Origin of the sequence: Bacillus sp. S/N-304-OC-R1 (assembly GCF_019749375.1) — a bacterium.
Taxonomy (GTDB): domain Bacteria; phylum Bacillota; class Bacilli; order Bacillales; family Cytobacillaceae; genus Cytobacillus.
In genome coordinates, this window is record NZ_JACWFE010000009.1 from 132,628 (window position 1) to 155,688 (window position 23,061).

The following is a 23,061-nucleotide window of genomic DNA, read 5'->3' on the forward strand; positions in this document are numbered from 1 at the left end:
TTGTCGGGGCTGGTCAAGGCGCTTGCGCTTTTCTTATTACTGAGCTTTCGTATCAATCATGCTGTAGTTTTCCGGTCCATCTAATTTTCTTTCGAAATAGCGCAGAATTAGTGTTACCGTGAATGTCATAACGAAATACAGAACACACGCAACAAAGAATGGTTCAAAATACTTGAAGCTGATTCCTGCCACCGTTTTTGTCTGGAAATACAATTCAGTTACACCGATAACGTTCAGCACGGAAGTATCTTTAATATTAATGATAAATTGATTGCCGGTTGCTGGTAAAATATTTCGAATCACTTGCGGCAAAACGACATTAAGCATCGTTTGTACATGATTCATGCCCACTGCCTGTGCGGCTTCAAATTGTCCTCTATCAATGGAGATTACACCACCGCGAACAATTTCAGCCATGTAAGCACCGGTATTAATCGAAACAATCACGATTGCTGCCAATGTGCGATCCATATCTAAACCAAATGCTAAAGCAGAGCCGTAGAAAATGACCATAGCCTGCACGATCATCGGTGTTCCTCGGAAAAATTCTATATAAATAGATAAAATTACATTAATCACTTTTAAAAATATTCGTTTTCCTTTTTTCTCGGGCACGGGAATTGTACGTATGACCCCTGCCAATAATCCAATAATTGCTCCGATTAGCGTACCAATAATTGAAATAAAGAGTGTCATCCCCGCTCCGCGAAGGAACATTGGCCAGTTGTTTGCTATCATTGTTAAAATCCACTCTAAGCTCATAATTTCCCTCCATGATCAGAAATGCGGAAGCGCCTTGACCAGCCGCGACAAGCATAAGACGATCTGGCTAGAAGGTTGTTCTTCACCTTCTAGCCAGATCGGCTTATGACCTCGAGCGGCTAGGCGCTGTAGCTGGACAATAGAAATGCGGAAGCGCCTTACTAAAAGAACAGCCTGTGCACGTAAAGTCTAATACCGACTGCAAAAAGCTGCAGCCGGTATTCACTTAAATTATTATTCTGCTGCCGGCTGGTTCTTAATAGCAGTGTCCATAATATTTTGACGCTGTTCTTCAGAAATGCCAGCTAAAATTTCATTAATTTTTTCAGTTAGCTCACTGCCTTTAACAAGACCAACTGCAACAGCTGTGTCTGCTTCATCTGCTTTAAATCCATCCTCGAATTCTACCATTGCAAAATTAGGATTAGCAGAAGAAGCACTAATACCCTCTGGACGTTCTGAAACATAGCCATCAATCATACCTGATTCAAGTGCCACACGCATAGCTGGGAAGTTGTCCATTGCCGGCTGCTTTTTAACGCCATTAATTTGATCGATAACTGCATAGTGTGATGTATTTAATTGGCCAGTTACTTTTGCACCGCTAAAATCTTGAATTGATTTAGCACCATCAAATGGTCCGCCTTTTTTTACAACCATAACAAAATGAGATGTGTAGTAGTTTTCTGAGAAATCAATCGTCTGTTTACGTTCTTCAGTCGGAGACATACCAGCAATAATTGCATCAATTTTGCCTGATTGAAGGGCTGGTACAAGGCCATCCCATTCTAATTTCACAATAACTAATTCTTTCCCTAAGCCTTCAGCAATTTTCTTAGCCATTTCTACATCATAGCCGCCTGCAAATTCAGCATTGCCATCAATTTTCACTCCGCCATTGGAATCATCCATTTGTGTCCAGTTAAATGGCGCGTATCCAGCTTCCATACCAACCTTAAAAGTTCCCTTCGTATCGCTGCCTGCACTGCCAGAGCCGCTTGTTTTTTCTGTATTACCGCTAGTACCGCATCCTGCCAATAGCAGAATCATAGATAAAGCCATAGCTAACATTAGTGATAATTTCTTCCTCATAATGGTTCTCTCCTTTTGTTATACTAGTTTAGTATATTTTTCCTGGTAGTTAGGTATGCCTGCCGCTTATCAGATAAGAGGCACTATTTTATTTATTTTGTTAATTCACAAAATAAAAAGAGACCTAAGGAAAACTTAGGTCTCGTTGTATACAATATCCCTTAAGTCCTCTTCTTTTCCCTAAATGAGATAGCACCCCTCAATAAACCGGGAAGTTTATTGAGACAGTCCTGCAGTTCTTAACTGCAGACCCAGCCAGTAATACTGAGAATATTACAGACTTCGGCGATATTTCCTTCTCCCTAGCATCACAGCTTCTCAAGCTCCACTAAAGACTGTTAAACATCGCGCCTCTACCTCACTAGTAAAAGTGAGGTCTTATTAAATTGTTATATAAAGTCTACAATAACTTAATATTTGTGTCAACCTAACCAATGGAGGAAAATTAAGTCTTTTGGATCATCTATATGATAAAAGTCTCTTCTTCTAACAAACTTATAACACAATACTCCAGCCATTATTTTGTTTTATTACAAGTTTGACCGCTATGTTCCTTAACCCATTTAAAAATGGCCCTAATTGTTTCTTCCAAGCCTCTTCCAGCCTCTGTCAGCTCGTACTCTACTTTTCTTGGAGAAGATTTAGAAACCTTTTTGATAATTAAACGTTGTGCTTCCAATTCGCGTAATCTTTCAGTTAATAATCGATCGGATATACCATGAATGTCAGCGAATAACTCATGATAGCGCTTCGGTCCGCTTAATAAATGATAAATAATAATCCCCATCCATCTCTTGCCTATAAACTCAATCGCTGAATGAAAACTATCACAATTCGTAACGCCTTTTTCAGATATTGAAGATTGAATTAAACACTCTTTTTTCTCCATAAAAAAAACTCCATTTATTTGATACTTCCATATTAACATACATAGTTATTGACAAACAAACTTACTAATAGTAACCTTAATTTCGTACTTACTAATAGTAAGTTAAAAATCATATTTCATACTACTAGGAGAGATCTTTTATGACCGAAACATACACTGTCTTATCTGAAGTCATTCGCGAACGTAAATCTGTAAGAAAATTCGATCCATCATATACAATTTCAAAAGAGGAAATTGCTTCTATGCTAAAGCAAGCAACCGAAGCCCCATCATCCAGCAATTTGCAGCCTTGGAGATTCATCGTGATCCAAGATCAAGAAACAAAGAAAAAGGTTAAGCAAATTGCCTATAATCAAGAACAAATCGAAACATGCTCAGCAGTTATCGCCGTCATTGCAGATACAGAGATGCATCATAATATTGATAAAATTTACCGTTCTAACTTTGAAGCTGGCAATATCGATGAAATTAATTTAGAGCGCCAAACTCAAAATGCTAAAGCATTATATCCGTCTGTTCCTTCTGAAGTTAGAATGAATATTGCTTCTTTTGATACTGGGTTAATCTCTATGCAATTGATGCTGCTCGCGAAAGCAAAAGGCTATGATACCGTATGCATGGGAGGATTCAATAAAAAGCAATTCGCAGAAGAATTCGAGCTAGATAGCCGCTATGCGCCAGTTGTCCTAATTGCATTAGGTAAAGCAGCTGCCCCTGCATACAACTCTACTCGTATGGCTGTTGAAGAAATAGCAACTTTTATTTAATAAATAAGGTCAGTTCCCCACCTTTTTAACGTAGTGGAGAACTGACCTCTTTTCATTATTTCTTCTCGTAATAATCCTGAGAATGATACGCTCTGAATCCGCAAGATTCATATAGTCGTAATGCGTTGGCATTTTTGGCTTCTACTTCTAAGAAAATCGGATTACCGTTTTGATGTTCCTTAACTACAACATTTGAAAGAGCCTTTCTTCCGATCCCTTGCCCCTGATAGTCTGGCAGAATGGCAAAGCCATAAATCCATGCTTCTCCATCATAATGAGAGACACGCATTTTTCCAACTGCCTGTTCACCTGAAAGGATGATATAATTTTCATCTTCCTCTCTATTTTTTTGCTGATTATATTTTATTGCTTCTTCTTCTTCAAAACCAAAGCATTGTACCTCTAATTGGACCTCCAGCTCGAAGTCGTCAGGAGTTGATAATCTTAAACTTACATCGTCATATTGGACCATTTCTTTTTCTTCCCATTTCATTTGATGCTCTGATAAAGAGTATGAGCATGGAATGGATGTCAAAAATCCTTTTGCCGATTCAGAATTTGCTGGGGCATTTAATAGAATTTTTTTGTACCCACATTCGTTCATTACAATTTGCGCTTCCTGATAAAGCTGAGTGAAAATCCCCCTTCTGCGAAAATCAGGATGTACCATCCCACATAACTCTACTTTATTTCCAAAACCATACAGACCGATAAACCCGACAAGCTTTTCGTCCACATAATGGAAAAAACCTTTTGTGTCAGTATTATCCTCAGCCTTCAGCATATCCCAATTTAGCTTTAATTCAAATGACTCACCTGCTTCACATACGTTTTGAAGCTTCTTGATATCCATTAATTGCTTACTCGTTAACAAATGGTTTCCTCCTTGAAAAGATGATCGAATACTATTTACTTCTCTCATTAATGCATCCGACCAATATTAGTACTTACCTAGAAACGTGGGCAGTAAAATCAGCTAGTAATCTAGCACCAAATCCTGTAGCTGTTTTTGGATAATAGCCAACCTCTTCACTCTCCATGACTCCTGCCATATCAATATGCAGCCACTTGCAGGATTCCGGTACGAAGCGACGCAGGAATAATCCAGCCGTTATAGAACCAGCTTCGCCTTTAGAGCTAATATTACTAAAATCAGCATAATCACTTTTTAAATAGCTGTCATATTGCTCGACTAATGGCATCGGCCAAACAAAGTCACCGTTCTCTTTGCCAATTTCCTTCATTTCAACCGATAGCTGCTCATCACCAAATACACCGGCGATTTTCGTACCAAGTGCGTTGAAGATAGCTCCAGTTAACGTCGCAATATTTACTACATACTGAGCTCCCCATTCACCTGCACGAATAAGACCGTCAGCTAGAATCAGGCGTCCTTCTGCATCTGTATTCCCCACTTGTACGGTATGCCCATTTTTATATCGGATGATTTCACCTGGTAGTACAGAAGTATTGTCAGGTGAATTTTCAACGATCGGGATAAGGGCCACTACATTTACTTGCGCCTTAGACGCAGCGAGCAGCTTCATGGCACCAGCAACAGCCGCCGCACCACCCATATCCATGCGCATATCACTTAAATCTCTTCCACTCTTTAAGCTGATTCCGCCTGTATCAAACGTAACTCCCTTTCCAACAAGTGCAACAAGCGGTTTTGTTTCATCCCCTTTGTAGACGAGTTCTACAAATGAAGGTTTGTATTTACTTCCGCGGCCAACCGTTAATACACCGTTCATTTCCATTTCTTCAAGCTTTTCTTTATTAAAAACATTTACTTGAACACCAGTCGTGGAAAACTCCTCTTGTAAAATGGATGGGAATGTTTCTGGATTCAATACATTTGGTACTTCATTCATTAAATCACGAGAAAAACTGGCTGCTTCAGCACGAATTTTTCCCCTTTTAATCGAAGAATGGAAATCCGCTTTACCTTCTACTAACAAATCAGTCCGAAAAGCAGTTTCATTCGACTTATAGATGACAAACTTATAGGCACCTAAATGCCAACCTTCAACAAAGGCTGTTACGAGTTCTTCCGCTTGAAGCCTTGGCATTGTTTCACTAAGAGCATCCACTTGAACAATCGCCTTTTCAACTTTACGCCCACTTAATTCACGGGTAATCGCACCAGCTATCATCCGGACCTTTTCATATGTCTGCTTCTCTTTCTCTATTTCTTTTATCGCGACAACTAACTCATCCCCAAGAAATAACGCTGTAAAGTCTGCTTTGGTACTCTCAATAAATTGCTTAATTCTTTCATTTTTTTGAATACGTAAATCATTGGAAAATAAAATGGAAGCTTGAAGTGACATATTCATATTCCTCCCTAATTTAATGAATGGTTATTTATTTCGGTATTCGAAATGAAAATTCCTTTTTTTATTTCATTGTATTCTTAGATTCTATGAAAAAGATTCTACTTCTTTTTTAATTTTCTTACGTTCTCCTACTTCTGGGTGAACATGACGAATGACAGACGGTCTTGCCAGATATAGAACAATTACGATAAGCATAGCGGAAGACAATATTAATACCCATTGAGCAGAAAAAATATCATATAGAAATCCGTAGATGACCATTCCTAATGGCATAAGAGCCATTGAAAATGTTTCAAGAATCGAAAAGACACGACCTTTAAAATCATCGTCGATCAATTTTTGCATCATAACTTGAAGTGGTGTATTCACAAAAATGATTAATACCCCGAAACTAAACATAATCAATACATAAAAAACAAACATGAAGTTATAGGACATCGAAACGATCAAAGGAAGTCCGATCGCCGACATGGTAATTCCCAGCCCAATGATCCCTCTTTTAGAAACTAAAAATGGAAAATTAAATTCCTTTCTTACTGATAAATAAATGGACAGCAGCAGCATTCCAACAGCAAAAGCTCCTTCTGTTAAACCAAAATGGATGGATGATATTTTAAGTTTTTCAATTAAAATGAAGGAATAACCAACTTCAAACGCTCCGAATAAGAAGTTTACAAGCAACCCGATCCAGATCATCGACATAATGATTGGCTGTAGCTTTAAATATTGAATTCCTTCTTTCATGCTCTGCCACATCGATTCTTCTTTCTCCTGATCGACTTCATTATTTTTTCGGTTGGCAAATAGGTTGAAATTCATCGTCGATTCCAAAATTACAGCGACAGTTGAAGCAACCATGTACGTAATAAGGAATACTGGCATAGAAACGGTACCATACAATAACCCGCCTACTGCAGGGCTTCCAATGGAGGCAAACGACATAGACATTTGATTCATTGACATCGCTCGTTGTATCCTCTCTTTGTTAACAAGTCCGGTAATAGAAGAAGTGAAGGCTACCCCTGAAAAGCAAGAAGTTATGGACAATACGCAGGTTGTTATATAAATCGCCACGAGTGATAAACCTGAAGTCAAGGTAACTAGAAGCAGTCCTCCTATCGCCAGAGTGGTACAGATTTGAGCTATAATCACAATCTTTTTTCTCGAATATTTATCCGCAGCATATCCTGCAAAAGGCGATACAAGTGTACGCGGTAATATGTTGCAAATAAGATTAGTCGCAAAACTCGTCGCTGAGCCTGTCATTTGTAAAATGTAAAAGCTGATCGCAAAGGAATATACTTGTGATCCAAACGAGGAAATCAGTTTGCTAATGGTGAATGTCCACAGATGATAGGTTGCTTTTTTCAACTTATAAATCTCTTCCATAAATCCCACATCCCCAAAAAGTTTAATTTAATTAAACAAATATTACCATAATATACCTTCCCTTACAAGAGAAAGTTTAATATAATTAAACAAATAATAAAATTAGGGATGTGCCTAGTCGAAATGTTAGGAGAACGGATACGAAAATTAAGAAAACAGAAAAAAATGACGCTCGAGGAACTAGCAGGGAATGCACTTACGAAGGGAATGCTTAGCCTCATAGAAAACAATAAGGCTAACCCTTCAATGGAAAGCTTACATTATATTGCTGAACGGCTCGGGGTTGAAGTCACGGATTTATTGGAGGAAATCAGTTCTCTAGAATTAAGGGAAGTTCTTGATAAAGCAGAAGAATTATATAATGTAAAGAGATTATGTGAAATAGAGACTGAAGTAATTGACTCAGATAAAGATAAAGAAATAATTGAGCTCATTAAACCATACATTTCAAATTTGACTCAGGACTATGAGTCAGCACGGCTATTAGATATTTACAGTCGGAGTCTTTACAACGAAAATGCAGATGGGTGGCAGGAGTTTTCCGAACAAGCCGCGGCCATATATGATCGAATGAACCTCACATCCAGAAGAGTATCCATTGGAATTTTTCGTGCGGGTGAACATGTGTTCAAACATAACTATAATCAAGCATTATCATTCTTTTTAAGTGATCGTGCCAAAATCGAGGCTAACCATGCATATATTGCTCCAGAAACCCGGCTTGACCTTGATTACCATGAAGCAGTTTTATATTTTGCCGTGGGACAAACCGATGCAGCTGCACATGTAATGGAAGAAGCCATTGCCTATTCAAAAAAGCATCGGATCTTCTATCGAATTGACGATTTGTATAGGCTTGCCGCTGGATACGCAATGATAAAGAAGGATACAGAGAAAAGATTATACTACTCCAAAAAGCTTAAGCAATACGGAGAATTTGCGGACGATATTAATTCCATCCTTTTTTATCATTTTATGATTATTGAATCTCTCACATCTGAAAAGCAGCACTGTGAAGAAGCGATTGAAAAAATCAATGAAATTTTGGAAAATCAGCAGCTGTCAGAGAGCTATCAATACTTATTTTATCTGGAAAAAGGAAAAGCTCTTTTTGGACTTGCTCGTTATGAAGAAGCTCTTCACTACCTTGAAAAAGTAGAGCTTCCACCTTACACACATCATCCGTTTGATTTATCACTTTTTTATGTTATGGATGCGTATAAAGCTCTTTGCCATATGCATCTAGAAAATGGAGAAGAAGCACTTCAATTTGCAAACTTAGCAATGGAACGGTTTGCCCCCCTTCCATACCTGCTTAAAGAATTTGTAATTGAAACACACAATATTATTAATAAGAAAATCAACGAAGCGTAGGGATTTATTTAAGAAAGAGGTGGATTACATGGCAACCATTTATGACTTTCAAGTTAAAAAAGCAAATGGTGAGATACAATCTCTGAAAGATTATGAAGGAAAACCTTTAATTATTGTCAATACGGCAAGCAAATGCGGATTTACTCCCCAATTTAAAGAGCTTCAGGAGCTATATGAAAAATATAAAGATCAAGGTCTAGAAATTCTAGGATTTCCTTGTGCACAATTCAATAATCAGGAATTTGAAAATATTGAGGAAACAACACAGTTTTGTGAGCTAAATTACGGGGTAACTTTTACAATATTCGCTAAGATAGATGTAAACGGCGAACACGCTGACCCACTATTCGAATTTTTAAAAGAGCAGAAAAAAGGGACTTTATCCAAAAATATAAAATGGAATTTTACAAAGTTTCTTGTTGACCGCAACGGGAAGGTTGTAAAGCGATATGCGCCAATGACCAATCCTACTAAAATCGAGGAGGATTTAATTCCTTTACTTTAAAGCAGCCTCTCCCTTTCTGGTGGTGCAGAGCGTCCGAATGAGTTTAATTGGTTAATGAAGCAGTTACTTGAGTGCTTTACAGGTTTATTCAATTAATTACGCCCCTGCTATTTTAAAATGTCCTCTTCGATGAGAACATTTTAGAGAAGCAGGGGCAGTTTTTATGTTTTGTTAATTCGCATTAAGGCATATTCAAAATTATAACTAAAACGAAATTAGGGAACCCGTTCAAAATAAATTAAAGTCTTTTGAACTAGCTACAGCAACAATGCTCCCCCATCATTTTTCACGATTTATAAAATTCCTTTCTATCAATAGGCTGTGGAGGTTTTTCCATCCATCCTCGTTCAATCAAAAGTTTAAGACCATCATGACCATAGTTCATTACATCAGCCATAAATAAGGCATAATGGGTGGATATATCCTTTCTCATGGTAATCGACAAAGCGTATCCTAGTGTAGATATTCCCACTTGGTTTGTTGAGCCTACGAAAAACAAAATCAACCTCTCAGAAAATGGAGAGATTGTTGAATTTGTTACCTCCATAGTCGTTGGTATGCCGAGAAAATTATCATTTTCCCTTAGCAACTTATTACAGGTTTCTATTTGTTTTTCAGCAAGTTTTTTTCCTTTTAATAAATATTCCTTTATTTCTTTATCTTTTGTTACCTGTATAAATCCCATTAAAAGGATTAAACCTATTGCATTTCTCTCCACTTCAGAATAAAGTTCTCCAACTTCTAAAGTATTTAAAGGTCTTCGCTCACCTAACCACGTACTTATTAATGATGAATTGTGTTTAACAAACTCTACTCTTGTTGGATATTCCATTTTAGGTGCCCGATCGTATAGTCCTTTAGAAAGCATAAGATTTAATACTTTCTTATATAGTTTAGATTCACTTAATAAACACTCCTCCAATAAATCTACAACATCCATTCGGGCTACCTTTGTAAGTGAATTGGCATAATAAGGAATAATCACCTGCCCTCCGCGGTATACAAAACTTAATGCAAATAAGTCTGTGTATAATGCCGGGGCTGACAAATCAACATCAGTATCTGAAAACCCCTGGGGTATGGGGATTCCTTCCACTTCGAAAATCATTTTGACTTTCTCAACATGTGTTTCAACCAAATATAAAACCTCTTTAATAACCGATTTTATTTCGGTATCTTGTAGATACTGTAGAAAATGCTTATAAAAACATCTGAGTGCTGTATTTTCAGTATAAATCGTCCAAAGAGTTCCTATTTCAGCTGTAGTAAGTTTTATTCGATTTTCTCCCATAACCAAATCCCTTTCGATTTTTTATTGAATGAATTATGTGATTTTTTTCTGAAGATCTCAATACCCGGATTATCCAAAATCCCAAAAGAGCAAAATCATGTAATTAGGAAACATATGTATTTATTTTTGTTACGGGAATTGATTCATCACATATATTTTATCCGGCAAGAATAATATGCCCCAAATAGGAGGATATTATATAAACACCTCTCATCAATAATGATTTAGCATTAATAAAATCTCCACAACCTCTTTATTGCATCCTCTTGTGATTCTTCTTTCATGTTTCCAGTAATGATTATTCAAATTTATTTTGCACCCGCACTAAAAAACAAAAATCATATTGTAAAATATTTATAAATTGATAGAGTTTGTTTGTGAAATTTTCATATCTCACTAGATTTAAATAAAAATTATTAAGACTTTTTAATCCCTGCCCATGTCTAACATGTAGAAAAGAGAAAGGGGGGACCTCCTTGGAAGTCATGTCATTAATTAAAAAAGCAAAAAAAGGAGATGATGGGGCCTTTTATGAACTGATGCAAATTCATAAAATACAGTTATTAAAAATTGCTTTCTCCTATCTCCGGAATGAAGACGATGCGATGGAGGCGTTGCAGGAAGTAACCTTTAGAGCCTATCGATCTATACATAAAGTAAAAGAAGCCCAATATTTTTCAACATGGCTGATTCGAATTATGCTCAATTACTGTCATGATCAGGCTCAGAAGAAAAAAAGAATAGCTGAAAATAGTTTATTAGATAATCTGGCGGAAACAACAGATCCTAATCAAACATTAGAAATCCAAGAAGCTTTAGAAAAAATAGATTCTCGTTGCCGAGAGGTAATTATTCTCAAGTACTATCACGATCTAAGGATTAAGGATATTGCTGAGATATTAGAAAGTCCGGAAAGCACGATTAAAACTTGGTTATACAAAGGGCTGAAAGCTTTGAGAAGTCAGATGGAGGATAGGAGTGGATACAATGTTTGAAAAGGAAGAACGAAAGCTTGAGAGATCCAGAGATTTTTATAATGAATTTGTCTTTTCTGATGATCAAGCTAATGCAGCCATCTTGGAAGGCATGAAGCGCGGAAAAGAACTAAAACTTAAAAGGAGAAAAGCATTTCTCCCAATAAAGATTCTATTAACAGCAAGCATTATCATTATTTCCTTTATCACAACTGTAAATGTTTCTGAAACAATGGCTACTTATATGAAAAACATTCCGGGATTGGAAAAGGTAATAGAATTTGTCCGAAATGACAAGGGGTTGTTGGCAGCGGCAGAAAACGATTATATCCAAAAAATAAATGCTACTGTTGAACATTCGGGTATTAAACTAACGTTAGATTCTGTCATCCATGATGAAAAAGGTTTAATTTTGTTTTATAACTATCGAGCTGAGAATGAAGATCTTTTTGTCATAGCAGATAATTTTAAACTTTTAAATCATAAGGGCGAGGAACTTTCCATTTCAACGTATGGAGGGTATTGGTCAGCAGATAAAAACGCTCTATCAGAAATAAGGATTTCTCTTAATGAGGAAGAGGATCTTCCGAAAGATCTTATTTTTTCATCCCAATTTATTATTGATCAACAACTCCAAAAAGAGGTTTGGGAAATTCCGTTTCAGCTAGATGAAAACAAGTTTGTTGAAAAGAAAGTGTTTAATCTGAATGAAACAGTCAAGATAGAAGGGCAAGAGCTGACAATTAAAGAGGTCGTCGTTTATCCTTCGCAAGCAGATGTACATGTATCATTGAATCCACAAAATAGTAAACAAATTTTCGGCTTTAATGATCTCCAGCTAGTCGATGAAACGGGAGAGGTTTGGGATTTAACTTCAAGAGGTAATTATCCTATTAGTGACGACGAATTCATCATACATTTGCAAAGTAACTATTTCTCTAACCCGAAAGAGTTACATTTGCGATTCAGTTCTCTGCGGGCGCTTAATAAAAATGAGCTATGGCTTGAACTCGATCCGGCAAACAAAAAAATTCTTAAGGCACCTAAAGACGGGAAATTTAAAGATGTCGAAATATGGAGGGATGAAGTTCGAATAAAATTAGAAACCAAAACTGATTCCAATGTTGAGTTTGTTTTCGCCCATGCTATCGATCAGGAAGGAAATATTATTGGCAGAAAAGAAGGAGTAGGTTTGACACATGAAAATGATTATATATTATATATGATTCCATATCCTGCTGAAAATGCACCACCTGGACCAATTAAATTAAAATTGCTTGACTATCCGGCAACAATTCATAAAGAAGTGTCTATTACAATAAAATAAACAGACAGGGAGCTGTCCAAATGGATGGCTTCTTCTCTTTTTCTTGCATCAATTAACCCTATCTAGGAAAGTAACGAAGGAGCCTCGCACCTCGAATGAAAATATCTAATCAAGGTAGATATTTGTCTTTTGTGGAACGAAGCTCCTTAGAGAACAACCCTTGTTTTATTTCATTCCGATCCGTTCAGATAATTCCTGATGAAACCCTACCGGATCATCCAAACGAATTGCAACTCTTGTATACTTCTTCTCAATTCCAAAGAAAAGTGTCACAGGGCAAGGCTGCTTTAATTCTAAAATCATATGAGGATAGACCGATTCAAAATCTTTTGCAATAAAATCAATTGTTGTTTTTGGATCCAGCTTTTGTTCCAGCTTCTCTTTTTCCATTGTGATTGATTCAATATCATCTACGGATATCACCATTTTTTTCGCTAATCCCAGTGACAGGTATATATTTTTCTCAGCAATTTTTACAGGATTTAAACGAACTGCCTGAATATCACTAAGAAAAAAGATTACGGAATAAACATTGAGAATCAGAAGTACAATTGACAGAATCATTGACTTTTCATGCAGCCACCAATGGAGTCCAATCGTTTCAATCACAATTGCGTGAATCAGCATGATATGAAATGCAACTAAGCTAGACTTCGTATGCAAAGTAAAGTATTCCTTCCCTGCCGGGGACCGCTTCTTCCAAGCAGCAAAGGCATAGAAAAAAATAAGCAATTCTGATGATACAGCCTTCACGATTGGATGACTGCGAACCTTTTCCTGAACTGCAGCAGGAAAAGAAAATAATAACGTTTCATCACTTGTCTGTATCTGTTTAATAATCACAGGCACATAACGAATAAGCATAAAAATCAAGGATACTTCTAATAAAACTACAAATCCTTCAATCGCAAAACCAATGTAGGAGATTCCTTGAAATGGCACAAAATACTCTGCTGGAATTATAAATCTGGCCAAAATCAATCCGCCAGCCATTAAAATAATGAACCGTTTTATAAAGGATCCTTTTCTTTTCGAAATCGCCAGCATTAAAAGCGGTGAAATAATTGCCAAGTCCAGTAAAGAGCCCATAATCACCCATTTTGTTTCCTCTGGCAAAACAATAGGTGTTAGAGGCGATCTATATAATAAAAAATTCGATCCTAGTACCAATACTAATAAGGCCATCCAAAAATAGCTTCTTTTATCTAGCTGCCTCGCTGTCATAATATCACCTTTTTTACTTAAATTGTAACTTAAAACCAGCTATTACAACACATGATTTTTGACGATTTTATTAAATTTTTACACTTATCAAATTGGGTTCCTTTTTGTCCATTGGGATTTTGCCACTTTCCCCTTTTCATCGCTTAATCCAAATGTTTTGATAATCAACCTTCCCCCAAGAATTGAGTATAACCCCGTTTAGTAAATGGCTATGCTGCAGCGTCTGTCTCGTATGGTATAAAAATAAAATCTGGTTCTGCTCAATTAATTTTTGCTGAAGTTGTATTAAATAGCTCATTCGCATATCTGATGATTCTTCTTTTTTACAAAGTGAGAGAAAATATTGAACCATTCTTTCCTCTTCCTCCCCCAAATGGTTATGAATATATCCATGACTCAAGGAAAACATTTCTACCATTCCAAGGTCAACTTGATCTCCAAATACTTCTCCAGCCACTACCATATCCGTTTCTCCACGAACCACATGTTTTGACAGCTCCGTAATAGGAAGGATCGTAATTTGAATGTCTATTCCTATCTCTCTTAGCTCATTTGCGATCCATCTAGCATTCTCTTCATTGCTTTTCATTTCATATGTATATAAATGGATAGTCTCTCCACTATAGGAGGATTGGGCCAGATACGACTTTGCACGGACTAAATCATATTCATTTTTAAACGGCTGACTAGAAGAAGGAAAGAAGCAGACAGCAGGAATTTCTCTAATCCTGCCCAATTCCCTTATCAGTTTCTCTCGATCCAATCCGTAATGAATGGCTGCCCGTAAATGAGCATCTTGTAATGGCCCCGCTTTTTTTAGATTAAAAGTTAAATAGGTAGCGCCTTGCTCAATATTCGTCATTTGCTTCAATGAGTCTTGCTTCATCTCGAAGTCCATGAAATATATATCATTTGTCTCGGGTTTGAGTAGATGGGAATCCCCCTTGTAATCTGGCCACACCCACATTTCGATGCCGTCCAAATGTGGCCTTCCTTCAAAATAATAATCATAGGCTTCAAGAATTAAGAGCGATTCATCGTTTTTGTTCACCCGAAAAGGCCCAGTCCCAATTGGAGTTTTTTCAAAGGACTGATTTTGATTAAGCTCCTTTAAGTCGAAAGGCAGGATTGAACAGGACTCCAAGCATAAATGAAGGAGAAACAAGCTATTTGGTTCTCTCAACCTTATTTCTACCACATATTTACTCACAGCAATCAAATCCGAAATCATATATTTTATGCTCTCAAAAGGAGATTCGCTAATTATTCTTCTGAATGTAAAAACAATATCAGCTGACGTCATTTCTCGTCCATGATGAAAGCGGACCCCTTTCCTGAGATAAAACCTCCAAAAGGTTTTACAATCACTGCTCTCCCAAAAATGCGCCAATTGTGGTATTACCAAACCTTTCTTTACATCATATTTGACCAATGTATTAAAAATTTGTCTAACTAAATTTGCTTCTGTTCTTCTATTTACAAATGTTGGATCAAGCCGTAAAACAGGTCTATAGAATGGATAACGGAGAATATCCTTCTCTTCATTATTTTTAAATCCAAATTGCTGTGTTAACCATTCTGAAAATTCGTATTTTATAATCTGCACCTCATCGATAAGACGAAATGCTTCCACCATCTTTTGCTCTTTAACATATTGCTTGGCTCTTTGAAGAGCCAGTCCAGAAATGGGCTGTAAAAACCTTAACTTGGATTTATTCCCCCTCCCCTTTCCAGGAACCCATTCAATCAAACCATTCTCCCTCATTTTATTAACCACTAATTGAGTATTTCTTTTTGTACAGCAGAGTAAGGTTGAGAGCTCATCAATGGTAATGGGTACCCATTCACCTTCTTGAGCCAAGTGATACTGCTTCTTTAGCATTATGTAATACTCTTCGATATTCGTAATCATCACCTCTATAAAAGACGAAATTATGCATTTGATTTTTTCTCTTTTTCTTCACCTTTTATAAAAGTATAATTTTTTCCAACAAGGCAGTAAAGAAGGAGTAGAAAAATGATACCGATTGTGAGAAAAGAAAATTCTTTAGCAGGAAAACAACCAATATGGATGAATGCAAATTTTGTCATTTTGCTTATTTCTGGGGCTGTTATTTCTTTTGGAAGTAAAATTTATGAGCTGGCTCTTCCTTTAATCCTTTACCATTACACTGCCTCTCCTATTGTCATGTCGACAATGAGAGGAATTGAGTTCTTGCCTAATTTTTTTCTGGCGATGTTTATCGGGGTCCTAGTTGATCGTGCCAATAAGAAGAAATGGAGTCTTTGGACCATTCTGCTGCAAATTGGGCTTCTGCTATTGTTATATTTCTCTATTGAAGCTGGAAACGTATCACTGTATATGTTTTATATTTGTGGATTTTTGTTAATGACTTTCAACTATGCCTTTTTTAACGCACGGATGAGTATAGTGAAACAATCCTTGCCAACAGAATATTTAACGGCTGCAAATGCATCGTTTAATTTTATTACAACTTTTATCAGCATTATGGGGCCTGCCTTAACAGGGATAATCCTTATGTTTTCATCCCTGCATACAGGCCTTTTGTTAACAGCTCTAGCTATGATTTTCTCCTTCGTTATCTTGCTTTTTTTAAAAACTCAGGAGGAACCACGGCTAATAAAAAATCAAGGATTTTGGATGGAATTTATAGAGGGATGGAAAGAGCTTTATAAAAATAAAATACTTTGGGTTGTGACTATGGCCGTCGTATTTTTGAATTCGACCTCAGGAATGGTGGATGCGACTATTATCTTTTTTTCCAAAGATGTATTAAAGCTGAATGATGGAGAGCTTGGCATGCTCTTATCCTCCATAGGCTTTGGTGGATTGGTTGGAAGCCTAATGGTTGGACTTGTTCGAAATAAATGGTCTACAGGGAAGATTATGGTCGTAACAACATTATTGCTAGGATTCACTTACTTTTTGCTATTTATTAGCGACTCAATCATTATGATTAGCCTTGCATTAGCGTTATACGGCCTTTTTAGTACAATTAGCAATGTTTCGATTTGGACATTTAGACAAGAAACCACCCCGCAGCACCTAATTGGACGAATTAGCGGAATCACCGGCTCTCTATTTAAATTAGGGATGCCATTCGCAATCTTTGCTTCAGGGTGGATATCTGAACTCGCAAGTCCATCAATCGTTTTTCTTTTAGCGTGTTTCGGAAATATTGGAATATTCATCGTTTGCCGTGCGAGTTTGCTTTGGAAATAGCTTAATGATTTCAGTGATAGCAGATTCGAAAATAGAAGGAAATGATCAGAGTCGATGTGCACTACAGATGATCCATTTTCTCAAAACACCCTACTAAACAAGGAAACTCACTATGTTCTTTTTTCCATTCGCGAAAATTAAGGAAGCGATTATCGGATAGTGTGTAACTCTATTAAATAATTGTGGATGGCAACAATGCATGAATCCAATTGTTAAAAGAGGGATTACACTCAAAGAGATAAAATATCCTTTACTCGAGGTAAAATTCCAGTTATTGTTTTTTGGGAACCATTCATTGAGATAGGACGTATGTAAAAGAGGACAAAAGAAGGATCTATAGAGGGGAAGGGAAAATATGTCGTCAACATCAGTATTAGGGAAAGATCGAATGATGACTTTGGATGTAATAAGAGGGATTGCCATTCTAGGAATCTTTTTAGTGAACATGCCAGCCTTTACAGGAAGCGAATTTATGGTGTATACCGGTGTGGATAAAACCATTCGAATGCTGTTTGATATGTTCATCCAAACAAAATTTTATACGATCTTTTCATTCTTATTTGGACTTGGATTTTATATTTTTATGACACGGGCAGAGGCAAGAGGAGAGAAGGTCTTCTGGCTATTTTCCAAAAGGCTGTTTGCTTTGCTGCTATTCGGGATTTTGCATCTAGTCTTTCTTTGGTATGGTGATATTTTGCATTCTTATGCATTAATCGGGTTCTTCCTATTATTATTCTATCGCCGGAAGGCAAAAACGGTCCTCATCTGGGGACTTTCCCTCATCCTTTTCTTTCAATTCCTCACAGGGGCATCAGCATTATTAGCGCATGTTGGCGAACAATTGGATGAAACCTTGAATATTTCTGAAGAACTGAGAATGGAAACGTTAGCAGAAGGTGAAAAGAAGATTGAAGCCTATTCAACCCTATCATATCCAGAATTGTTGAAATGGCGGATGCCGAATGAATTAGTAAAGGTCATTACAAATGAGCCATTCGTGATTCCAGATTTGCTTGGAATGTTTTTACTCGGTCTATACGCAGGGAAAATCAATTTATTCCGCAGGGTTACTGAATTAAAGCGCAAACTCCGCATCATTCAGCTTGTGACATTATTAGTCAGCATTCCTCCCCTTGCTTTGATTGTTTTCAATTATTCAAAGCTTGATGAAGTCGTATTTATGACCAGTCTAGGAAACTATTTTTACCTGCATTTTACCGGATTTACTTTATCTATTTTTTATATTGTTTCCATTGCACTCATGCTTGAAAAGCAGCTTTGGAAACGCGTTTTGAATCCATTTCGCTATGTTGGCCAAATGGCGCTCACCAATTATTTATGCCAGACCTTCTTTGGCGTTATCGTATTCTACGGGTTCGGTTTGTTCGGTAAAATATCATTAGCACAAGGACTCCTATTTTCAATCATCTTTTATTGCGTGCAAATCCTCTTTAGCTATCTTTGGTTAAAGAAATTCCAATTCGGTCCTTTTGAATGGGTATGGCGAGTTATGACATATGGGAAAGCACAGCAGTTTAAGAAAGGCTAAAGTATTTAATGAAACGGGGCCAGTCCTCAATCTAGGTGAAACTTTACCGGGTTGGAGGTCTGACCCTATTTGTATTTAAAAAAGTGCCAGCCCCCTAGTATATTAAAGTATTACCGAGGACAAGCACTAAACCCCAAACTGTTTCAGACAATTTTGGTCATTTGAAAAACTGGTCTTCTTTTTCTAACCCTTTTTTACGTTGATAAATCTTTATTATTGGATACGCTATCAGCAACGCAACAATTATATTAAGAATACCAATCGTTGGACTAATATTCCCGCCTCTTGCACTATCCCCTAAAACACCGATATTCATAATTCCAAACCAAGCATTAATTAAAAAGAGAAACGAAAAAACACTTAACATTCGATTATAATAGGAAATTTTTGACTCCTTATCCGTATATATTTCAAATGGACCTTCGGCTGCTGCTTTTTTCATATACACCCAACCACCCCATTCATTAATGATCGTAATCCCGCTGTCCTTTAAAAAATCAAAATAATCCTCTTTCTCACTTGAAGTCATTCGGATAAATTCATTGCGAAAAATATACGTTCCGGGCTCTCCTTTTGTGAAAACGAAACGTCCGAGAGAAAATTTCTCTAAATGCCAGCCTTCCGCTGCCCGTTCATTAACCCATTTCTCTTCTTTTTCGTAATCTAAAAAAAAGCGATACAACACTTTCTTCACAGCAAACTCTCTCCCTTCGTAATCTTCAACCCGTTATTATATAGCTCTCGAAGTCGTTTAATTTCATGTTCAACCATGAACTTACCTGTATCTGTGATCACATACTCTTTTCTTCGCCCATCTTCATCCAATGGAGCGATCCATTTTCGCTTAACCAATGTTTTAATCGCTCCATAGATAGTTCCGGCTCCAAGCTCGACACGACCACTGCTTAATCCAGAGACAAACTGCATAATTCCGTATCCGTGCCGCGGCTCATAAAGCGCTAAAAGAATATAATAAACTCCTTCTGTCAACGGAGAATTCTCCTCCATAACTGCACCACCTATCGTCAACCGTTATATCGTCTATCGATATAATAAATATATCAGATGCCGATATAGTCGTCAATACTAAAAAAGGATCATAATCCTATAAATGGTATTATTACCAAAGTAAAGGACAGGTACTAAAACTCTAATAAACAATTAGACCTTTTTTATTACTAAAAAAATGAAAGTAACAAAAACTAACTCATGACGTCTAAAAATATATACGGAATACTGGAGGGAAGTTCATGAAAAAATTCATTTATTTACTACTTCTATTGAGCATCTCATTATTCGGATGTATGAGTAAGGAAAGCACAAGTGAAGGACCATCCGAGAAAGAACAAAGTCCAGCCGAAACAAATGAATCTGTTGAGGAACTGGTAATAAGCCTAGTTGATAAATTTGGGGATAAACTCCAAAACGTTTCTTTATTAGGACCTAAAACGGAATTGGAAAAAAGCATGAAAGAAAATTATGGTGGTATCGTTTCTCCGGAGTTGATAAAGCAGTGGTTGAAAGACCCGCAAAATGCCCCAGGGAGACTAACATCCAGTCCTTGGCCAGATCGTATCGATATTACAGAGACCCAGAAACAATCAGACCAAAAATATTCGGTAAAAGGTGAAATCATTGAAGTTACGAATACAGAGGTAGCCGATCGAAGACCCATTCAATTAATTGTGGAAAAGGTCGGGAAACAGTGGATGATTACTAGTGTAAAAATAAGTCAAGGCGAAAATGGCAATTCGATTGTCTATGTAAACGATAAATACGGTTTCCACTTTAAGCTTCCGGTTAGTTGGAAGGATTATTCAGTTGTTGAGGACGAGTGGGTCGGTGAAGCGAATGGGAAGGTAATTGAAAAAGGACCAATGCTATTAATCCGCCATCCTGAATGGACTTCGGAACATCCACGCCAAGATATCCCGATCATGATCTTTACGATTGACCAGTGGGAATCCATAAAGGCTGAAAAATTCCATATAGGCGCAGCTCCGATTGGACCAAAAGAATTGGCACGAAATGAGAAGTACGTCTTTGCTTTGCCTGCCCGCTATAACTTTGCATTTTTACCCGGATATGAGGAAGTGGAAGAGATTGTAGAAAGCAATCCGATTGAGGTGCAGTTTTAGAAAAAAAGTGCCAGTCCCCCCGTACTGTGAGGACTGGCACCAAACTCAAAATATCAATTTATAAATATTATAAAAGATATTAGTGTGATAACTCTCTAAATAAATTATTAGTTCTATAATAAATATGATTATGATACCGAATATCAACTTAAACCCCGCTCTAATATTCTTAAAAACCATTAGAGAAATTAATAATGGAATTGAAGTAACTAAAAAAGCACCGATATTCAAAATAATGGATCCGGCCTGTTGTGCTTCATCTGTGCCGGAATCAGTAGCCATTACTGATATAAATAACACGAGGAAATATAAAGGGCTGAGCACTAATCCAAATATTGAATAATAAAGCAGTAAAATAAACCATTGTTTAATCAATTCTATTTTCTCCCTCAAGATTAATTAGCAATGTTTAATTATAAACTTTATTATCCAATCGATAAAAGCCTCCTAAATGATAATCTTACTGTTAAATAATACCATTATCAATAATTTAAAAGTAATACTATTTTTAGGTGGCTTTAGAGATTAATTTCATGTCATCCCCTGTATTTGATCGCCAATCCTTTTAAGAAATTCCTAGCATATTTATCTCCGCACTCTTTGTAATTCTTATGCCCTTCTTTTCTTAATAAAGCGCCCAGTTCCCCTTTTGTAACCGTGATTCCTGCATTTTCGAATATATCCAGCATATCCTCAGTCGTTAACTCTAATGCTATTTTTACTTTCTTTAACAGGAGATTATTAACATTTACACTTTTCTTTATAGACGGTTCCGGCGTAGCTGGCTGCCCTGGTTTGGGCTCTTGTTTTCCTCTTTTATAAATAATAAAACCATTTAAAAATGAATCAAACATAGAGTTATTACATTTGATTCTATCATCATTTTCGTCCTCGTCCTCATCTGATTTTGTGAGTATCTTTATTACTTCCGGAACGGTTACATCCACTCCCCCAAGTTTAAAGATCTCTGCCATTTCTTTATTTTTTATTTCTAAAGCATATCTCAATCGAATTAATATATCGTTATTATCCACAATAGGCCTCCATAAAAAAAATTAGCGTCAATCCTCTGTCCCAATTGACTAATCTAATACTACCTCATCGTAATTCAGATATCAAAAAAGTCTTTGGTGACTTGGAAAAAAGGGGTTCAGTGAGATTAAGAATCAAAAAATATTAACTGAAATACCAAATATGCCGAGTGATGGTAATTCTTGTCGTGTCCCAGTGAAAGAAATGTCGTTTTTATGTTAGAATAAAAAATAGTTAGAAAATAAAGAGTAGTTAAGAAATTGAAGCGAATTCGTGTATTAAATTTTAAGGATTGCGATTTAATTCTAGCAGTATTAACTATCAATCATGCTATTAAAAAGGGGCAGAATAATCATGAAGATTAGATTCTCAGTTGGCAAGAAATTATATTTTGGCTTTCTATCTATCTTAATTTTGATGGGTTCTTTAGGATGGCTATCCATTATTAAAATGAAAAATATTAATGAAAAATCGACAGAAATTGCAGAAACTTGGTTGCCTGCTATTAATGCTATTAACGATATTAACTATTTAACAGAAAATCTAGCTACATTGGAATATCGCTTTACGCTTGAACCAAATGCTGCGCAAATGGATAAATTTGAGGAAAACATGAATGCAGATATAAAAGAAGTTAATCGTTTATTAGGAGTTTATGAAAAAACGATTATCCTTGATGAGGATCTTAAACACTTCAATGAATTAGTTGGAAAATGGACCAAGTATGTTAATCTACATCGATCATTCATTGATATAGGCAGAAAAATGGACATTATCAATGGTGCTGGTTCAGATAATGGAAATAAGCTGATTGAAATTATAAAACAATCAAGAGAACTATCTGAGAGTATGCAACTTGAGTTAGATAAGCTTGTACATATTAATATGGATAATAGCGTTAAGGCAAGTAAAGATGGGGATGAGATGTATGCAAATGGAAGAACGCAAAGCATAATTTTACTGATCATTGCGATATTTGCTGGACTATCTATCTCTTACTTTGTGTCGAGAATGATTACAAAACCGCTAGACAAAATCTCTGAAGTTGTTAAACAAGTAGCAGATGGTAATTTAACAGTGGATCCTGTCATGGTTAAAAACAGAGATGAACTAGGGGATTTAGCAAAGGCATTTAATCAGATGGGGACGAGCTTAGCGAATT

At 36.6% G+C, this 23,061-nt stretch carries 20 protein-coding genes, 1 pseudogene and 1 riboswitch; of the genes and pseudogenes, 9 read left to right on the plus strand and 12 right to left on the minus strand.

The genetic code is table 11. The features are described 5' to 3' along the window. Window positions 1-36 precede the first annotated feature (36 nt). From H0173_RS09225 to H0173_RS09235, 3 genes are all read right to left on the minus strand, one after another. Complete coding sequence (locus H0173_RS09225; RefSeq protein ID WP_221846061.1) at window positions 37-762, minus strand: amino acid ABC transporter permease; 726 nt, start codon at window positions 760-762, stop codon at window positions 37-39. Window positions 763-996: 234 nt separating this feature from the next. Continuing rightward, window positions 997-1,854, minus strand: coding sequence for a transporter substrate-binding domain-containing protein (locus H0173_RS09230; RefSeq protein WP_221846062.1), 858 nt, complete (start codon window positions 1,852-1,854; stop codon window positions 997-999). A 182-nt stretch (window positions 1,855-2,036) separates the two neighbouring features. After that, window positions 2,037-2,218, minus strand: a riboswitch (Lysine riboswitch). A 153-nt stretch (window positions 2,219-2,371) separates the two neighbouring features. Continuing rightward, a complete protein-coding gene (locus H0173_RS09235) occupies window positions 2,372-2,743 on the minus strand; it encodes a winged helix-turn-helix transcriptional regulator (protein ID WP_221846063.1) in 372 nt (123 codons plus the stop codon). A 140-nt stretch (window positions 2,744-2,883) separates the two neighbouring features. Between H0173_RS09235 and H0173_RS09240 the strand changes: the two genes are divergently transcribed. Further along, window positions 2,884-3,510, plus strand: a complete 627-nt coding sequence (locus H0173_RS09240; protein ID WP_221846064.1) for a nitroreductase family protein — start codon at window positions 2,884-2,886, stop codon at window positions 3,508-3,510. Between the two features lie 55 nt (window positions 3,511-3,565). On the opposite strand, the gene H0173_RS09245 is transcribed toward H0173_RS09240, so the two are convergent. From H0173_RS09245 to H0173_RS09255, 3 genes are all read right to left on the minus strand, one after another. Beyond that, window positions 3,566-4,384: a GNAT family N-acetyltransferase gene (locus H0173_RS09245; RefSeq protein ID WP_260631107.1), complete on the minus strand. Its 819-nt coding sequence runs from the start codon at window positions 4,382-4,384 to the stop codon at window positions 3,566-3,568. 73 nt (window positions 4,385-4,457) lie between these two features. Beyond that, window positions 4,458-5,843, minus strand: coding sequence for a leucyl aminopeptidase family protein (locus tag H0173_RS09250; RefSeq protein WP_221846066.1), 1,386 nt, complete (start codon window positions 5,841-5,843; stop codon window positions 4,458-4,460). 90 nt (window positions 5,844-5,933) lie between these two features. Then, the gene (locus H0173_RS09255) at window positions 5,934-7,238 is read right to left on the minus strand and encodes an MFS transporter (protein WP_221846067.1); all 1,305 of its coding nucleotides are present in this window, start codon (window positions 7,236-7,238) and stop codon (window positions 5,934-5,936) included. Window positions 7,239-7,361: 123 nt separating this feature from the next. On the opposite strand from H0173_RS09255, the gene H0173_RS09260 reads away from it, so the two are divergent. Further along, complete coding sequence (locus H0173_RS09260) at window positions 7,362-8,612, plus strand: helix-turn-helix domain-containing protein (protein WP_221846068.1); 1,251 nt, start codon at window positions 7,362-7,364, stop codon at window positions 8,610-8,612. Window positions 8,613-8,640: 28 nt separating this feature from the next. After that, the gene (locus tag H0173_RS09265) at window positions 8,641-9,117 is read left to right on the plus strand and encodes a glutathione peroxidase (RefSeq protein WP_221846069.1); all 477 of its coding nucleotides are present in this window, start codon (window positions 8,641-8,643) and stop codon (window positions 9,115-9,117) included. Window positions 9,118-9,403: 286 nt separating this feature from the next. Here H0173_RS09265 and H0173_RS09270 read toward each other — a convergent pair whose 3' ends face one another. Beyond that, on the minus strand, window positions 9,404-10,408 hold the full coding sequence (locus H0173_RS09270; RefSeq protein WP_221846216.1) for a DUF3231 family protein: 1,005 nt from the start codon (window positions 10,406-10,408) through the stop codon (window positions 9,404-9,406). A 485-nt stretch (window positions 10,409-10,893) separates the two neighbouring features. Between H0173_RS09270 and H0173_RS09275 the strand changes: the two genes are divergently transcribed. Together H0173_RS09275 and H0173_RS09280 are read left to right on the plus strand one after the other, a co-directional pair. Beyond that, on the plus strand, window positions 10,894-11,403 hold the full coding sequence (locus H0173_RS09275) for a sigma-70 family RNA polymerase sigma factor (protein WP_221846217.1): 510 nt from the start codon (window positions 10,894-10,896) through the stop codon (window positions 11,401-11,403). Next, window positions 11,396-12,709: a DUF4179 domain-containing protein gene (locus H0173_RS09280; protein WP_260631122.1), complete on the plus strand. Its 1,314-nt coding sequence runs from the start codon at window positions 11,396-11,398 to the stop codon at window positions 12,707-12,709. Before H0173_RS09275 ends, H0173_RS09280 begins: the two co-directional genes overlap by 8 nt. 165 nt (window positions 12,710-12,874) lie before the next feature. Here the strand turns inward: H0173_RS09280 and H0173_RS09285 are convergent, their stop codons facing one another. Continuing rightward, window positions 12,875-13,933 carry a beta-carotene 15,15'-monooxygenase gene (locus H0173_RS09285; protein WP_221846071.1) on the minus strand — a complete coding sequence of 353 codons (1,059 nt, stop codon included), beginning with the start codon at window positions 13,931-13,933 and terminating at the stop codon, window positions 12,875-12,877. Window positions 13,934-14,069: 136 nt separating this feature from the next. Beyond that, the gene (locus H0173_RS09290; protein WP_221846072.1) at window positions 14,070-15,845 is read right to left on the minus strand and encodes an SgrR family transcriptional regulator; all 1,776 of its coding nucleotides are present in this window, start codon (window positions 15,843-15,845) and stop codon (window positions 14,070-14,072) included. A 105-nt stretch (window positions 15,846-15,950) separates the two neighbouring features. On the opposite strand from H0173_RS09290, the gene H0173_RS09295 reads away from it, so the two are divergent. Continuing rightward, window positions 15,951-17,177 (plus strand): MFS transporter, encoded by a 1,227-nt coding sequence (locus H0173_RS09295; RefSeq protein ID WP_221846073.1) that lies wholly within the window; start codon window positions 15,951-15,953, stop codon window positions 17,175-17,177. Between the two features lie 355 nt (window positions 17,178-17,532). Next, on the plus strand, window positions 17,533-18,729 hold the full coding sequence (locus H0173_RS09300; RefSeq protein ID WP_221846074.1) for a DUF418 domain-containing protein: 1,197 nt from the start codon (window positions 17,533-17,535) through the stop codon (window positions 18,727-18,729). Window positions 18,730-18,886: 157 nt separating this feature from the next. On the opposite strand, the gene H0173_RS09305 is transcribed toward H0173_RS09300, so the two are convergent. Further along, a complete protein-coding gene (locus H0173_RS09305; protein ID WP_221846075.1) occupies window positions 18,887-19,423 on the minus strand; it encodes a DUF2812 domain-containing protein in 537 nt (178 codons plus the stop codon). Beyond that, window positions 19,420-19,737 (minus strand): PadR family transcriptional regulator, encoded by a 318-nt coding sequence (locus H0173_RS09310; RefSeq protein WP_221846076.1) that lies wholly within the window; start codon window positions 19,735-19,737, stop codon window positions 19,420-19,422. Before H0173_RS09310 ends, H0173_RS09305 begins: the two co-directional genes overlap by 4 nt. Window positions 19,738-19,979: 242 nt before the next feature. Between H0173_RS09310 and H0173_RS09315 the strand changes: the two genes are divergently transcribed. Next, entirely contained in the window at window positions 19,980-20,867 is an 888-nt protein-coding gene (locus H0173_RS09315; RefSeq protein ID WP_221846077.1) for a hypothetical protein, read from the plus strand. Between the two features lie 536 nt (window positions 20,868-21,403). Here H0173_RS09315 and H0173_RS09320 read toward each other — a convergent pair. Continuing rightward, window positions 21,404-21,901, minus strand: a complete 498-nt coding sequence (locus tag H0173_RS09320) for a YehS family protein (RefSeq protein WP_221846078.1) — start codon at window positions 21,899-21,901, stop codon at window positions 21,404-21,406. Window positions 21,902-22,253: 352 nt separating this feature from the next. Between H0173_RS09320 and H0173_RS22710 the strand changes: the two are divergent. Next, window positions 22,254-23,042 (plus strand): annotated as a pseudogene (locus tag H0173_RS22710) (MCP four helix bundle domain-containing protein); the annotation flags it as partial. Between the last annotated feature and the right edge of the window lie 19 nt (window positions 23,043-23,061).